The following is a 13,775-nucleotide window of genomic DNA, read 5'->3' as shown; positions in this document are numbered from 1 at the left end:
GTTAGTCTTGACGAACCCAAACCACCTTGACGCCGCCGCCGATCGGATTGGCGCTACGCTGGATCAGCGACTGCGCATTCAATGTCGCCCGGTCGAGGCGGATGCGGCTGTTCACGAGGAACCAGTCGCTTTTCACGCTGATCGAATCGGCCACCGGTGTGCGCCCGGAAATTTCGTTCTGGAACTTGCCAATATCGTCCCAGGGGATGTTGCGCCGCCGTGCCAATAAGGCGTTCGCTTCCGACAGCGAAAAATTCGGGATCACCGCCGCCAGCACTTCGGCCGACGCCGTGTTCACATTGACCGGCGTGCGATCGGGCAGCACGATGATGTAGGGACGCAGCTTGGCCAGCATTTCCGGCGTCAAGCCGCGCACCGCCAATAAATCCTCGACTTCGAGGAATTTGATCGGCGTGCCCAGATCCGTGCGCGAGACCGGAATCGAGGCGGCCTGGGCGCCATCGCTTCCATCCCCGCCATCGCCAGCGCCGCCGCCCGCATCCGCAACGCCGGCCACACCTTTGGGTACCGTGCCGGGCGCAATCGAGCCGCCGCCCTCGGCCGCCGCGGCGCCGTCCTGCCCAGCGGCCTCGTCGTTCGGGTCGCGTTCCTCGCCGCCCACTTCCTGCCCCGTGATCGGGTCGACCGTGCCGGCGGCCACAACCGCCGGCTGGCTGCCCGCGATCAGGTTGGCGGCCGTCTTGGCCAGCGCCGGATTGATCTGCAGGTTGGTCAGCAGGCGCTGGAAGATCGCCAGGTTGGCCGCGTCGATCACGGCGCCGTTACCCGTCCGGCGCGCCAGATTGCGCAGATTGTAACGCGAGGTGGCATCCATGATGTTGCCGGAAAGACTCGCGTCGAACACCTCGCCTTCGACCCGTTCGCGTTCAATGTACTGGTCGAGCCGGGTTTCCGCCAGGGGGGTGGCCCAGACGTGCGTCAGCGCCGTGTAGCGCGGATTGTCGTAGGCGTCCTGGCGCAGCACCAGCGTCGACCAGTCCAGGGCGCCACGCAGGATCCAGCGCGTCTGCAGGTGCAAGCGCTGGTTTTCCATCGAGCGCACCTGCACCTGCTGCTGCCAGAACAGGCTGGCGACAATCGAGATCGCCAACGTGGTCAGCAGCAAAGCAGTAATGACGGCGACGCCGCGCTGGCGCTGCATGCGCACGATCGAACGCATCAGATGCTCCCCAGCAGGAAGGACTTGGTCAGCGGCTGCGGATAGCCGCGCGCCGCCAGCACCACCTGCACGCCGGTGATCGGACTCGTGGGCGTGCCGCCCGGCGTCATGTCCGGCTGCGGCTTCCAGGTATTGTTTTGCCAGACGAGCACACCCATCGACTGCACGCCGCCCTGCAGCGTCACCGGCGGCGTCGGGTCGGTATCGCTGATCGAAGCGCGCCACAAGGCGTCGAGCTCGACCAGGTCACGGGTGGCGCTCGATTCGCGCCGCATCAGCTGGCCGTCCACCAGGCGGTAGGCGATCACCTGCAGGCGCGCCGGTTCGTTTTCGTTGAACACGGTGCGCACCAGGGTGATCCGGTTCTCGGCCTGGAGCAGGAAGGGACGCCGTCCGAGCATGGTGGCGTCGACCGCGTGCTCGCAATCGCTTTGCAGCTGGGCGAAGGCCAGCTGCATGCCGCGCGTCATTTCCATCTGGTCGGTCAGGGCCACCCGCGCCCGCACGATGCCGTCCAGCCCGCGCCAGCCGAGCACGGCGACCATGGCGAGGATGCCGATCGCGACCAGGAGTTCGACCAGGGTAAAGCCGCGTGCCGTCTTCATGAGGTCGGCCTCAGCACGAGCTGAATGAGTTTCAGGATGCGGCGGTTCGGGTTGTCCATGTCGTAGACCGAGACTTCGACGCGGCGCAGCTGCGGATTCGGGCTGACCAGCACCTCGTCGGTGCACATCAGTTTCAGATCGCCCTGTCCGCAGGCATAGCTGCGCTTGCCCACTTCGGGGAATTCGCGGTTGAGGCGGATCTGCACCAGGCGGTTCTCGGCCGACCAGGTCGCCATCATCGAGGCGCGCAGGCTGGCGCCGTTCGAGGCCAGGCTGCCGACGGCGCGCAGGCCGGCCGCCAGCGCGGTGCCGACGATGACGAGCGCGACCAGCACTTCGAGCAGGGTGAATCCGGCGGCGATCGGACGGCGGCTCACTGCTGCTCCCCCGGTTCGATCACCGTGAAATGGCCGACGCCGTCGGCGCGGATGCCGACGCTGTTGTTGCCGCTGGCCAGGGTCAAAATAAAAGGTTTGTCGACCGGTTCGCGGCCGAAGGTGACGCGCATGGTGTCGCCGCCGATGCCGGCTGCCGGCGGATCGAGCAGCAGGCGCACCGGTGCATTCTTGAACGGCCGTTCGCGCAATAAATCGTCCTCGTTCATCGGTGTCCAGCCGGTGTCGTTGCGCACCAGGAAACGGTAGCGGTCGGGCGTCGCTTCGAAGGCCACTTGCCGGTTGCGCACGATGGCTTCGTCACGTGCCAGTTGCAGCAGCAGGGTCAGGCGTTTGGCCTCGTTTTCGAGATCCTGGCGCGGGCTCGGAATCGCGTTGAGCGAGGCCATCCCGAGCGTGATGCCGATGATGACCATCACGACCAGGATTTCCACCAAGGTGAAACCGGCGGCCCTGCGAATGTGGCGCGGCGGCGCGACGCCAGCCATGATGGGCCTTATTGCTGCCAGGAGCCGACGTCGGCGTCTTCGCCCTCGCCGCTGGCTTGGCCATCGGCGCCGAACGAGAAGATGTCGACTTCGCCGTGCAGGCCGGGCGACAGGTACTGGTACGAATTACCCCATGGGTCTTTCGGCAGTTTCTCGACATAGCCGCCTTCCTTCCAGCCGTTCGCGGACGGGCCCGAGGTCGGCTTGGCGATCAGGGCTTGCAGGCCCTGCTCGGTGGTCGGATAGCGCTGGTTGTCCAGCTTGTAGAGTTTCAGGGCCTGCATCAGGGTGGCGATGTCGGTCTTGGCCGCGACCACGCGCGACTCGCCGGTACGGCCCAGCAGCTTCGGCACGACCAGCGCGCCGAGAATGCCGATGATGACCACGACAACCATGATTTCAACGAGGGTGAAGCCGCGTGCGAGACGCCGGCCAACTGCGCGGTGCGAAACGATCTGCATAGTCAATCTTGGTAAGGTGGATCGGAACGGAACTGGAGCGTCTAATGGAATACGGCCATGGGATCTGCTCATGGGATCTGACTAGGCGCGCTCCTTAGTATAAGGCCGAATGGCGGCAACAGCCACCCGCGGCGGTGCGCCATTGTATTGCAGAGCAAACCCGCGTGCTTTCTCAGCCGTGCGCAGGTCTTTCCGCGCAGACAGAACAGCCTGGATTGCGTGCGGCGCGGATTTCCGTCCATTCCATGGCCCGTGCATCGAGCAGCAGCAGCCGTCCCGCCAGTGGGGTGCCGATGCCCACGATCAGCTTTAAGGCCTCGGCCGCCTGCACGGCGCCGACGATCCCGACCAGGGGAGCGAACACCCCCATCGTGCTGCAGGCGACGTCCTCGAAGCCGCTGTCCTCGGGGAAGACGCAAGCATAGCAGGGGCAATCGGCGCGCCGCATGTCAAAGACGGACAATTGCCCGTCGAACCGGATTGCCGCGCCCGCCACCAGCGGCACGCCGGCGCCGACACAGGCGCGATTGAGGGCATGGCGGGTGGCGAAGTTGTCGCTGCAATCGAGCACGACCGAGGCCGTGCGTACCAGTTCGCGCAGGCGCGCCTCGTCGGCGCGCTCGCACAAGGCCGTGATATGCACTTCGGGGTTGATGTCGCGCAAAGCCGCGCGGCCGGACTCGACCTTGGGGGTGCCGATGCGTCCTGTCGTGTGCATCACCTGGCGCTGCAGATTGGTTAGATCGACCGCGTCGTCGTCGACCAGGGTAATCTGGCCGACGCCGCTTGCCGCCAGGTACAGCGCTACCGGAGAGCCGAGGCCGCCGGCGCCGATGACGAGGGCATGCGCCGCCAGCAGGCGGACCTGGCCTTCGATACCGATCTCGTCGAGCAGGATGTGGCGCGAATAGCGCAGCAATTGTTGGTCGTTCATCGGGGATCGTGACGTAAGGGTGGACGGCTCTACCGAATCGCGTGATCGTCCGCGCTGCCAGCGCCGTCCACGCGTTCAACCCGTGCCGATACGGACGCGAGGTTTCACGTGGTGCTTGGACACGTGGACGGCATCGGCGCCGCAGGCGCGCATGCGCCTGGGTCGAGCCGTCCACCCTATCTTATTTCTTCGAGCCTTTGAGTTCAGGCGGTTTCGTCTCGGCGCCCGGTAATTCCTTCGGCGCCGGCGGCGTCACTTCCTCCGCTTCCGGCGCGGCGACTTTGACTGGCAAGCCCTTGAAATGGTTCAGGGCCTGGGCCAACTGAAAATCGTCCTTGCCGCCCAGTTCCAGCGGCTTGCGGTTTTTCAGCAGGGCCAGTGCGCGCTGGCGCTGCTCGGCGCCGTCCCGTGCATCTTTCGCCGCGGCCGCGCCCGGCTTTTCGTTTTCGCCGGTCAGGTGGCGCTGCAGGTCGACTTCGCGCACGCGCAGGGCATTCAGGCCGTCGCCCTCCGCCGTTTCTTCCACCTTTAAATCGGGCACGATGCCGCTGGCCTGGATCGGCCGCCCCTTGGGGGTGTAGTAGCGCGCGGTGGTCAATTTGATGGCGGTATCGGCGGACAGCGGACGCAGGGTTTGCACCGAACCCTTACCGAAGGTCTGGCTGCCCATCACGATGGCGCGTTTGTAGTCCTGCAGGGCGCCGGCGACGATTTCCGAGGCCGAGGCCGAGCCGCCGTTGACCAGCACCACCAACGGCACGGTTTTCAGCGCCGCCGGCAGCTTCGCCAGCGGGTCGGCGCCGCGCGGCGCATAGAATTCGCGCCGGCCATAGTAATTCTGGTTCGAGTCGGGCAACTGGCCCTTGGTCGAGACGATCAGCTCTTCCTTCGGCAGGAAGGCGGTCGAGACGCCGATCGCACCCGGCAGCAGGCCGCCCGGATCGTTGCGCAGGTCCAGCACCAGGCCCTTGATATTCGGATTGGCGGCGTACAGCGCTTGCGTCTTGGTCGCCAGCTCCTCCAGCGTCGCTTCCTGGAACTGGCTGATGCGCACCCAGGCGTAGTCGGGCTCGACCATCTTGGCCTTGACGCTCAGCACGCGGATTTCCTCGCGCACCACCGGCACCACCCAGGGACGATCCTCGCCGCGGCGGGCGATCGTCAGCGTCACCTTGCTGCCGGGCTTGCCGCGCATCTTCTTGATGGCGTCGTCGATCGCCAGGCCCTTCACCGGAACATTGTCGATGCGGGTGATCAGGTCGCCCGCCTTGATGCCGGCGCGGTAGGCCGGGGAATCCTCGATCGGCGAGACGATTTTTACGTAGCCGTCTTCGGCGGCCACTTCGATGCCGATGCCGACGAATTTACCCTGCACGCTTTCGCGCATCTCGCGGTAGGACTTCTGGTCGAGGTAGACCGAATGCGGGTCGAGCGAGGCGACCATGCCGCCGATGGCGTCGGACAAGAGTTTTTTGTCCTCGACCGGCACCACGTAATCGCTTTTGATGAGACCGAAGACATCGGCCAGCTGGCGCAGTTCGTCCAGCGGCAGCGGGCCCGCTTCGCCCTTCTGCGCCCAGGCCGAGACCTGTGCCGTCAATGCCACGCCGGCCACCATCCCGAGGCCGACCAGGCCCATGCTTTTCAGTTTGTTGCCCATCGCTGCCCCTAGAATTTGACCCAGCTTGCCGGATCGAAGGCCTTACCCAGATGCCTGAGCTCAAAGTATAGCCCTGATTCTTCGTTACCGCCGGTGTTGCCCGCGCTCGCAATCGGCTCGCCCGCGCGCACCGCGTCGCCCAGGCGTTTTAATAAAGTCTGGTTGTTGGCGTAGATCGATAGATAGTCGCCGCCGTGGTCGACGATGATCAGGTTGCCGAAGCCGCGCATCCAGCCCGAGTGCACCACCCTGCCCACGGCCACGGCGCGCACTTCGGTGCCTTCCGGTGCCTTGATGAACATGCCTTTCCAGCTCGGGCCGTCGCCGCCGCGCTTGGCGCCGAAGCGGGCCACGACGTTGCCGCTGACGGGCGCGTTCAAGCGTCCCTTCATGGCGGCAAAAGCACCGGCCGGGGCGGCGGGCGCGAGCGAAATGTCCGGCGCGCGCTCTTCCCGCGGCTGCTCGGCCACCTTCGGTTCTTCCGGTTCCGGCGGCAGCGGTTTCGGCGCCGGCTTGCCGGCCTTGGCCGCTTCGCGCGCCAGGCGTTCGCGCTCGGCGCGGGCGGCGGCGCGCGCCTGGGCCCGCGCCCGCGCCGCCTCTTCGGCTTCGGCCTTGGCCTTGGCGCGCGCGGCGGCCAGGGCTTCCTGGCGCTTGCGCTCGGCTTCGGCCTGCTCGCGGATCAAGCGTGTCAGCCGGTCGACCAGGCCGCTCATGCGCTGTTCGTCGCGCTGCAGGCTGTCGGCCTGCTTGCGCTGTACCGCCAGCTTGCTCGAGAGATCGTTCAGCAAGGCGGCGCGGCGCGCTTTTTCCTTTTCCAGCACGGCCTTCTGGTCGCGCTGTTCCTCGGCGATTTCTTCGAGTTCGATTTTTGCGTTCTCGACCTTTTCGCGGTTCTGCTCGACCTGCGCCAGGTTCGCGTTCAGCGCGGCCAGCAGTTTTGCCTGGGCCTGCGATACGTAGGCCATCATTTGCAGGTCGCGGTTGATGCGGTTCGGGTTGTCGCCCGAGAGCAGCAGTTTCATGCGGTCTTCATTGCCCGCGACATAGTGCTCGCGCAGCAAACTAGACAATTGTTTTTTTTGTAAAACAATTGTTTGTGCCAGCCGTTCCTGTTCGGTGGCGAGACTTTGCAGACGCACGTTGGTGTCCTGCGTCTCCTGATCCAGGTCGCGCAAGGCGCGGTTGGCGTTCGAGATCGCCTCTTCCGACTCGGCCAGGTTGTCGGCCACGTCTTCTTTTTCGCTCTCGGTGCGGCTAATTTCTTTTTTGAGCGCCGTCAGCTTTTGCTGGATACCGGCGCGCTGGGCCTCGGCCGCCGCCTTCTGGCGGCTGCGTTCGGTGGGCTTGGCGGCGGCCGCGGCAGTACCTGCCGCGGACACGGCGAGCAAGCCGCACAGCAAGGCGCTGGCGGCTACCTTCTTGATAGGGAAGCGCAAGACTTACTTCGCCTTCCCTTGGTTCGCCACGGCCGCGACCGCTGCAGCGATCGCATCCTGGTCGCCCAGGTAGTAGTGGCGGATCGGTTTCAGATCTTCATCGAGTTCGTATACCAGCGGCTGGCCGTTCGGGATGTTCAGGCCGACGATGTCGGCGTCGCTGATGTTGTCGAGCATCTTGATCAGGGCGCGCAGGCTGTTGCCGTGGGCCGAAATCAGGATCTGCTTGCCGGAACGGATGGCCGGCGCGATTTCCTCGTCCCAGACCGGCATCACGCGCGCCACGGTGTCTTTCAAACATTCGGTCAGGGGGATCTGCGCTTTCGGCAGGCCGGCATAGCGCGGGTCGTTGAAGGACACGCGGTCGTCCGATTCTTCGAGGGCTGGCGGCGGGGTGTCGTAGCTGCGGCGCCAGACCAGCACCTGCTCGTCGCCGTACTTGGCAGCCGTTTCTCCCTTGTCCAGGCCCTGCAGGGCGCCGTAGTGACGCTCGTTCAGGCGCCAGTCGTTCTTGATCGGCAGGTACATCTGATCCATCTCGTCGAGTGCCAGCCACAGCGTGCGGATTGCGCGTTTCAGTACCGAGGTATAGGCCAGATCGAAGGCAAAGCCCGCTTCGCGCAGCGCGCGGCCGGCATTCTTCGCTTCATTGATGCCCTTTTCGGTCAGATCGACGTCGACCCAGCCGGTGAAACGGTTGGCCAGGTTCCAGGTGGATTCGCCATGGCGCATGAATACGATTTTGTACATAAGCCCTTCTTTACTAAGTATGAGAAAACGTGCGAAGACACCCGCGGCAACCGATCGGGCGTCAAAAATATTCCTGTCCGGCTTCTATTTTATAATGCGCGGATTGCATTCAACCATTGGAAGCCTTGTGAAATTCATCCTCGATAATATCTTCATCGTCGCCATTGCCGTCGTTTCCGGTGGCGCGCTGCTGTGGCCAGCCCTGGCGCCGAAGGGCCGCCGCGCGACCGCGCTGCAGGTGACCCAGCTGATCAACCGTGGCAAGACCACCTTGCTCGACGTCCGCAGCGCCGATGAATTTGCTGCCGGCCACGTGCGCGACGCGAAAAACATTCCGCTGGCAGACTTGAGTAATCGCATCGGCGAACTGGAAAAGTCGAAAGGCCGTACCCTGGTCGTCATCTGCCAGACCGGCTCCCGCGCCGACAAGGCCGTGCGCCAACTCAAGGCGGCCGGCTTCGACGACGCACTGAGCCTGGACGGCGGCATGACGGCCTGGACGGCTGCCGGTTTGCCGAGCACCAAAATCAGCAAGTAAATTCAAGATAGTCAAGACAGGAAGGAACCATCATGAGCGCCCACGTTGTTCTGTATCACACCGCCAGCTGCCCGTATTGCGTCCGCGCCGAGCGCCTGCTCGAAGCGAAGGGCGTTACGGAAATCGAGCGTATCCGTGTCGACCTCGACCCGGAACAGCGCCAGATCATGATGCAAAAGACCGGTCGCCGCACGGTGCCGCAAATCTATGTGGGCGAGACCCATGTCGGCGGCTTCGACGATCTGTATGCGCTGGATCAGGCGGGGCGGCTCGATCCGTTGCTCAAGGGGGAGTGAGGCGGGGCGACGAGGGCGGCCCAAAAAGGCGCCCCGCGGGAGTATTGCATCCAAATTGATTTTGATACAATTGCCGCTGCGTTGACTCCAAGCCGCACGGGGGCGGCGCTTTGCCGTCCCTCTTACTTCATAACGAAAGCGTTCCATGTCCGACGAAAATCTGCAACCAGTCTTCCAAATCCAACGCGTCTACCTGAAAGACATGTCGCTGGAGCAACCAAACTCCCCAGCCATCTTCCTCGAGCAGGAAGCCCCGACCATCGAGGTCTCGCTGGACGTTGGCGCTGAAGCAATCGCCGATGGCATCTACGAATCGACCGTGACGATCACCGTGACCGCCAAGGTCAAGGACAAGGTCGCTTTCCTGGTCGAAGGCAAGCAAGGCGGCATCTTCGAGGCACGCAACATTCCTGCCGACCAGATGGATCCGCTGCTGGGCATCGGCTGCCCGAACATCGTGTACCCATACCTGCGCGCGAACATCGCCGACGTGATCACCCGTGCCGGCTTCCCGCCGGTGCACCTGGCCGAGATCAACTTCGAAGTGTTCTACCAGCAGCGCCGCCAGGCGATGGCTGAAGCCGCCGCAGCCGCGCCAGCCAACTAAGTCGTATCAGTTCGGCCGCTCGGCTTTGCCGGGCCGGCCGGAAATTGTGATGGGCATTCTTGCCGCGCTTCGACATCGAAGCGCGGTGCGGATGCCCTTCCTGCCATATTGGCGTCTGGTTTTACCGAGCCGGGGCTCCTCATGATCCATTTCCGATTCTCCGCCGCCGTGCTGCTGATGCTGGCATGCGCCCAGGCTTGCGGCGCCGACTTCCGCTCTGTCGGCCTGCCCTCCGTGGTGCTGTACGACGCGCCCTCGGTCAAGGGGATGAAGCGCTACATCGCGCCGCGCGGCATGCCGGTCGAGGTCGTCGCCCGCTATGGCGATTGGGTCAAGGTGCGCGACGCCGACGGCGAGCTGGCCTGGACGGAGTCGAAAGGCTTGTCGACGCGCCGCAATGTCGTCGTCAAGGCGGGATCGGCCAAGGTACGCGCCGCGCCCGACGAGCAGGCTGCCATCCTCATGACCGCCGACAAGGGCGTGCTGCTGGAACTGGGCGAGCCGCAGGCCGGTGATTGGGTGCGCGTACGGCACGAGGATGGCATCGCCGGCTTCGTGCGCGCGGCCGAGGTCTGGGGCATCTGAATCTAACCATGCAAGAAACCAAGAAAATGAACAAGATCACTGTTCTCGGCGCGGGCGCCTGGGGCACCGCAGTCGCCATCGCGGTGGCCGCCCGCCACGACGTGCTGCTCTGGGGCCGCAATGCCGACCAGATGGCCGCCACCGAGGCGGCGCGCGAGAACACGACCTATCTGCCGGGCCAGCCCTTGCCCGCCAGCCTGCGCCTGACGGCCGATTTCGAGGCGGCCCTGGCGCACGTGCTCGATGCCGATCCCGACGAGGCGCCGCTCTTGATTGCGGCCTGTCCGGTGGCCGGCCTGCGTCCGCTCCTCGAGCAGTTGAAAGGACGCGCGATTCCGAATGTCGTCTGGCTTTGTAAAGGATTCGAATACGGCACCGGTTTATTGCCGCACCAGGTGGTGCGCGAAGTGCTGGGCGACGCCGTGCCCGGCGCAGCCTTGTCCGGCCCCTCGTTCGCGCAGGAAGTTGCGCGCGGCCTGCCCTGCGCGCTGGCGGTGGCCTCCACCTCCAGGGCCTTGCGCGACAGCGTCGTCGCCACCGTTCACGGCGGCAACCTGCGGGTATATGCTTGCGACGATGTGGTGGGCGTGGAAGTGGGTGGCGCGGTGAAGAACGTGCTGGCCATCGCGACCGGCACCGCCGACGGCCTCGGCCTCGGCCTGAACGCGCGCGCGGCCCTGATCACGCGCGGCCTGGCCGAGATCACGCGCCTGGGCATGGCCCTCGGCGGCCAGGCCAGCACTTTCATGGGGCTGACCGGGATGGGAGATTTGATCCTGACCTGCACCGGCGATTTGTCGCGCAACCGCCGCGTCGGCCTGGCGCTGGCGCAAGGAAAGCCGCTGGAGACGATCGTGGCCGAACTCGGTCATGTGGCCGAGGGCGTGCCCTGCTCGAAAGCGGTGCGCGATCTGGCGGCGAAACTCGGGGTCGACATGCCAATCACGAATGCGGTGGCGGCGGTGCTGTTCGACGGCTATGACGCGGCGGAGATGGCGAAGCAGTTGCTGGCGCGCGATCCGAGGAATGAACTGGCTTGATAGCGCAGAGGGTGAGCAAAGCGCACCCTCGCAACGCGCCCTATTTGTCCGGCCCTGCGCCGGCGTTCGTATGCGTCGGCCCGCCGGTACGCACCGGCCCCAATAAGATCGTCATCAGCACCACCGCATCCTGGTTGGCGCGAATGCCGTGCGGTTCGCCACCGATCAGATACAGCATCTCGTTCGGACGCAGCACGACGCTGCTGCCGTGGGCGTCGACCACCGCTTCGCCTTCCAGACACAGCAGCGTGACCTCTCCTTCGACCCGGTGTTCCGGCATCGGCTTGTCCTTCGGGACGATCAGCCGGATGAGTTCCATGTGCTCGGTCTTCGCCAGCGCGATCGACGTGAAATTGGCGATGTCGTCTTCGCCGCGTTGCAAGGCGATCCGTTCGCCTGATGCTGCGTGTTGCAAGGCCATGTCGCCTCCTCTTATTCAGTTTCCTCGATTGTATGCGGCACTTCGCGCAGCCAGGTCACCAGCGCGAAAGCATCCTTGAATCCGCGCGCCAGCCGCGGCACCAGCTCGTCCGGATCGTTCACCTTGAGCGGCAGTTCCGTCCACACGAAAAAGCTTTTCAGCTTGATGTGCTCGATATGCGGGTGCGCCGGGTCGAAGCCTTTTGGGGGACGCTGCAGCTTGTCTTCATCGAGCAGGTCGCCATAGGTCGCGCGCAGGTGTTTATTCTTTAACACTTTCGTAAAACCTGTCGCATCGTTGACCACGTGTTCCCGGATCGCTTTCAGGCGCGCGGCCGGGGGCAGGTATTCGCCGGCGCCGATGCCGAGGGTGCCATTGCCGTCGATCTGGAAATAATAGGTCGAGCCGCCGCCCTCGCTCGGACGGCGCTTGTTGTTCGGCGTGATGCCAGCCGAGAAGCGGGTTTTATAGGGGGTTTTGTCGTTCGAGAAGCGGATGTCGCGGTTGATGCGGAACATCGCCTTTTTCGGATCGACGCCAGCGATCTGGCGGTCGAATGTACTCAATTCACGGATCAGTTCGGTGACCACGACCTGGAATTCTTCGCGCAGGATGTCGTAGCGCGGTTTGTTCATGATGAACCAGGGACGGGTGTTGTTTTCGCTGAGCTCGCTAAGAAATTGCGTCAAGTCACGCAGGTGCATGGAAAATCCGAAAAGTAAAATTATGGGGAAGGACGGGGGCGCTTGCCGACAGTGACATCGACCGTCGACTCACGGTTCTGGCGCATCAGTTTTAAACGCGCCTTGGCGCCGGGCACTAGCTGGGCGACCAGGTTCAGCATGTCGCCCGTGTTTTTTACCGTTGCGCCTTCGACCGCGAGCAAGATGTCGCCCGGGCGCACGCCGGCACGGTCGGCCGGGCCGTTGCGCACGACGCCGGCAATGATGGCGCCGCTCTGGCGCCCGAGGCCGAAGCTGTCGGCCAGCTCGGGGGTGATGTCCTGCGATTCGATGCCGATCCAGCCGCGCACCACCTGCCCGTGCTTGATGATCGACTCGAGCACGTTGCGTGCGGTGGAGACGGGGATGGCGAAGCCGATGCCGATCGAGCCGCCGGTTTGCGAATAGATGGCGGAATTGATGCCGAGCAGGTTGCCGTTGGTATCGACCAATGCCCCGCCCGAGTTGCCGAAATTAATGGCCGCGTCGGTCTGGATGAAATTCTCGAAATGGTTGATGTGCAGATTGTTGCGCCCCATGGCCGAAATGATGCCCATGGTGACGGTCTGCCCGACGCCGAAAGGATTGCCGATCGCCAGCACCACGTCGCCGACGCGGGCCTCGTCCGGCTCGCCCAGCACCATCACCGGCAGGTTACGCTCGCTGATGCGGAGGATGGCGAGATCGGTTTCCGGATCGGTGCCGACGATGCGCGCCGCCGCTTTCCGCCCGTCGGCCAGGCCGACTTCGATCTGGTCGGCCCCTTCGACGACGTGGAAGTTGGTGATGATATAGCCCTCGTTACTGACGATCACGCCCGAGCCCAGGCTCGACATCTGTTCCTGGGGTGGCAGGCGGTCGCCGAAAAAGCGCCGGAAAAACGGATCCTTCAGGATCGGATGGGCTTCGCGCGAGGCCTTGCTGGTGAGGATGTTCACCACGGCCGGCATCGCCCGCCCAGCGGCTTCGCGATAGCTTTCGGCCACCGCGCCGGCCTGGGCCTGCAGCACCGGCACCGTGCGTGCGCCGGGGCCGACCGGCACCTGCACGGGCGCGCGTGCCAGCCAGTCCGGGCGCAGGGCCGCCACCACAAAATACAGGGCGAGGGCCACCGTCACCACCTGGGCGAACAGCAGCCACAGCCGACGCAGCGGCGTGGCCGGGCGAAGGAGCTGGATGTCGTCTTTCACTGTTCCGGTGGTCGGCGCAGGGAGTCGCGGATTTCGCGCAGCAGGAGCACGTCTTCCGGCGTGGCCGGCGCCGCGGCGGCCTCGGTAGGGACGATGCGTTCGCGCATGCGGTTCATCAGGCGCACCATCTGGAAGATGATGAACGCGAGAATAATGAAGTTCAGCAGGATCGTCAGGAAATTGCCGTACGCGATCACCGCGCCGGCTTTTTTCGCCTCCGCCAATGCCAGGCTGGTTCCCTGGTTATTCAGGGGTATATAGTAATTTGCGAAATCCAGGCCGCCAAACAATTTACCGATCGGCGGCATGATGACATCCTGAACCAGGGAATCGACGATGCGCCCGAATGCGCCGCCAATGATCACCCCGACGGCAAGATCGACGACGTTGCCACGCATTGCGAATTGCCTGAATTCATTCATCATCGACATCGCGCTCTCCTTTTGGGTTATCGATTCATCTAAAAC

At 64.4% G+C, this 13,775-nt stretch carries 18 protein-coding genes; 5 read left to right on the top strand and 13 right to left on the bottom strand.

Annotated elements, in window-relative coordinates:
- Position 1: 1 nt before the first annotated feature.
- The 9 genes from gspK to gpmA form a co-directional block, all read right to left on the bottom strand.
- Positions 2-1,180, bottom strand: coding sequence for a type II secretion system minor pseudopilin GspK (gene gspK, locus ASF77_RS18415; protein WP_082493885.1), 1,179 nt, complete (start codon positions 1,178-1,180; stop codon positions 2-4).
- On the bottom strand, positions 1,180-1,785 hold the full coding sequence (locus ASF77_RS18410; protein WP_056342638.1) for a type II secretion system protein J: 606 nt from the start codon (positions 1,783-1,785) through the stop codon (positions 1,180-1,182). Before ASF77_RS18410 ends, gspK begins: the two co-directional genes overlap by 1 nt.
- On the bottom strand, positions 1,782-2,162 hold the full coding sequence (gspI, locus tag ASF77_RS18405; protein ID WP_229445491.1) for a type II secretion system minor pseudopilin GspI: 381 nt from the start codon (positions 2,160-2,162) through the stop codon (positions 1,782-1,784). Before gspI ends, ASF77_RS18410 begins: the two co-directional genes overlap by 4 nt.
- The gene (locus ASF77_RS18400) at positions 2,159-2,668 is read right to left on the bottom strand and encodes a GspH/FimT family pseudopilin (RefSeq protein ID WP_056342635.1); all 510 of its coding nucleotides are present in this window, start codon (positions 2,666-2,668) and stop codon (positions 2,159-2,161) included. The genes gspI and ASF77_RS18400 overlap by 4 nt, the downstream gene beginning before the upstream one ends.
- Positions 2,669-2,676: 8 nt before the next feature.
- Positions 2,677-3,129 (bottom strand): type II secretion system major pseudopilin GspG, encoded by a 453-nt coding sequence (gene gspG / locus ASF77_RS18395; protein WP_056342632.1) that lies wholly within the window; start codon positions 3,127-3,129, stop codon positions 2,677-2,679.
- A 172-nt stretch (positions 3,130-3,301) separates the two neighbouring features.
- Positions 3,302-4,063 (bottom strand): molybdopterin-synthase adenylyltransferase MoeB, encoded by a 762-nt coding sequence (locus ASF77_RS18390; RefSeq protein ID WP_056342629.1) that lies wholly within the window; start codon positions 4,061-4,063, stop codon positions 3,302-3,304.
- Positions 4,064-4,244: 181 nt separating this feature from the next.
- Positions 4,245-5,723, bottom strand: a complete 1,479-nt coding sequence (locus ASF77_RS18385; protein ID WP_056342626.1) for a S41 family peptidase — start codon at positions 5,721-5,723, stop codon at positions 4,245-4,247.
- An 8-nt stretch (positions 5,724-5,731) separates the two neighbouring features.
- Positions 5,732-7,159 (bottom strand): murein hydrolase activator EnvC, encoded by a 1,428-nt coding sequence (locus ASF77_RS18380; RefSeq protein WP_373961937.1) that lies wholly within the window; start codon positions 7,157-7,159, stop codon positions 5,732-5,734.
- A gap of 3 nt (positions 7,160-7,162) precedes the next feature.
- Positions 7,163-7,909, bottom strand: a complete 747-nt coding sequence (gene gpmA / locus ASF77_RS18375; RefSeq protein WP_056342623.1) for a 2,3-diphosphoglycerate-dependent phosphoglycerate mutase — start codon at positions 7,907-7,909, stop codon at positions 7,163-7,165.
- Positions 7,910-8,036: 127 nt separating this feature from the next.
- On the opposite strand from gpmA, the gene ASF77_RS18370 reads away from it, so the two are divergent.
- The 5 genes from ASF77_RS18370 to ASF77_RS18350 all read left to right on the top strand — a co-directional run bounded on the left by ASF77_RS18370 (position 8,037) and on the right by ASF77_RS18350 (position 10,975).
- Positions 8,037-8,447: a rhodanese-like domain-containing protein gene (locus tag ASF77_RS18370; protein WP_056342620.1), complete on the top strand. Its 411-nt coding sequence runs from the start codon at positions 8,037-8,039 to the stop codon at positions 8,445-8,447.
- Between the two features lie 32 nt (positions 8,448-8,479).
- Positions 8,480-8,743: a glutaredoxin 3 gene (gene grxC / locus ASF77_RS18365; protein ID WP_056342617.1), complete on the top strand. Its 264-nt coding sequence runs from the start codon at positions 8,480-8,482 to the stop codon at positions 8,741-8,743.
- A 145-nt stretch (positions 8,744-8,888) separates the two neighbouring features.
- Positions 8,889-9,350 carry a protein-export chaperone SecB gene (gene secB / locus ASF77_RS18360; protein WP_056342613.1) on the top strand — a complete coding sequence of 154 codons (462 nt, stop codon included), beginning with the start codon at positions 8,889-8,891 and terminating at the stop codon, positions 9,348-9,350.
- A gap of 141 nt (positions 9,351-9,491) precedes the next feature.
- A complete protein-coding gene (locus ASF77_RS18355) occupies positions 9,492-9,935 on the top strand; it encodes an SH3 domain-containing protein (protein WP_056342610.1) in 444 nt (147 codons plus the stop codon).
- Between the two features lie 26 nt (positions 9,936-9,961).
- The gene (locus tag ASF77_RS18350; protein ID WP_229445490.1) at positions 9,962-10,975 is read left to right on the top strand and encodes an NAD(P)H-dependent glycerol-3-phosphate dehydrogenase; all 1,014 of its coding nucleotides are present in this window, start codon (positions 9,962-9,964) and stop codon (positions 10,973-10,975) included.
- Between the two features lie 40 nt (positions 10,976-11,015).
- Here the strand turns inward: ASF77_RS18350 and ASF77_RS18345 are convergent, their stop codons facing one another.
- From ASF77_RS18345 to mscL, 4 genes are read right to left on the bottom strand one after another with little or no spacing between them, the layout of a single operon-like run.
- Positions 11,016-11,396: a hypothetical protein gene (locus ASF77_RS18345; protein ID WP_056342602.1), complete on the bottom strand. Its 381-nt coding sequence runs from the start codon at positions 11,394-11,396 to the stop codon at positions 11,016-11,018.
- 11 nt (positions 11,397-11,407) lie between these two features.
- Entirely contained in the window at positions 11,408-12,100 is a 693-nt protein-coding gene (locus tag ASF77_RS18340; RefSeq protein WP_056342599.1) for a DUF2461 domain-containing protein, read from the bottom strand.
- Positions 12,101-12,120: 20 nt separating this feature from the next.
- The gene (locus ASF77_RS18335) at positions 12,121-13,269 is read right to left on the bottom strand and encodes a Do family serine endopeptidase (protein ID WP_056344089.1); all 1,149 of its coding nucleotides are present in this window, start codon (positions 13,267-13,269) and stop codon (positions 12,121-12,123) included.
- A 35-nt stretch (positions 13,270-13,304) separates the two neighbouring features.
- Positions 13,305-13,739, bottom strand: a complete 435-nt coding sequence (gene mscL, locus ASF77_RS18330; protein ID WP_056342596.1) for a large conductance mechanosensitive channel protein MscL — start codon at positions 13,737-13,739, stop codon at positions 13,305-13,307.
- Positions 13,740-13,775 lie beyond the last annotated feature (36 nt).

The organism is Massilia sp. Leaf139, assembly GCF_001424165.1.
Lineage (GTDB): Bacteria > Pseudomonadota > Gammaproteobacteria > Burkholderiales > Burkholderiaceae_D > Telluria.
This window is presented reverse-complemented; position numbering and strand designations above follow the sequence as displayed.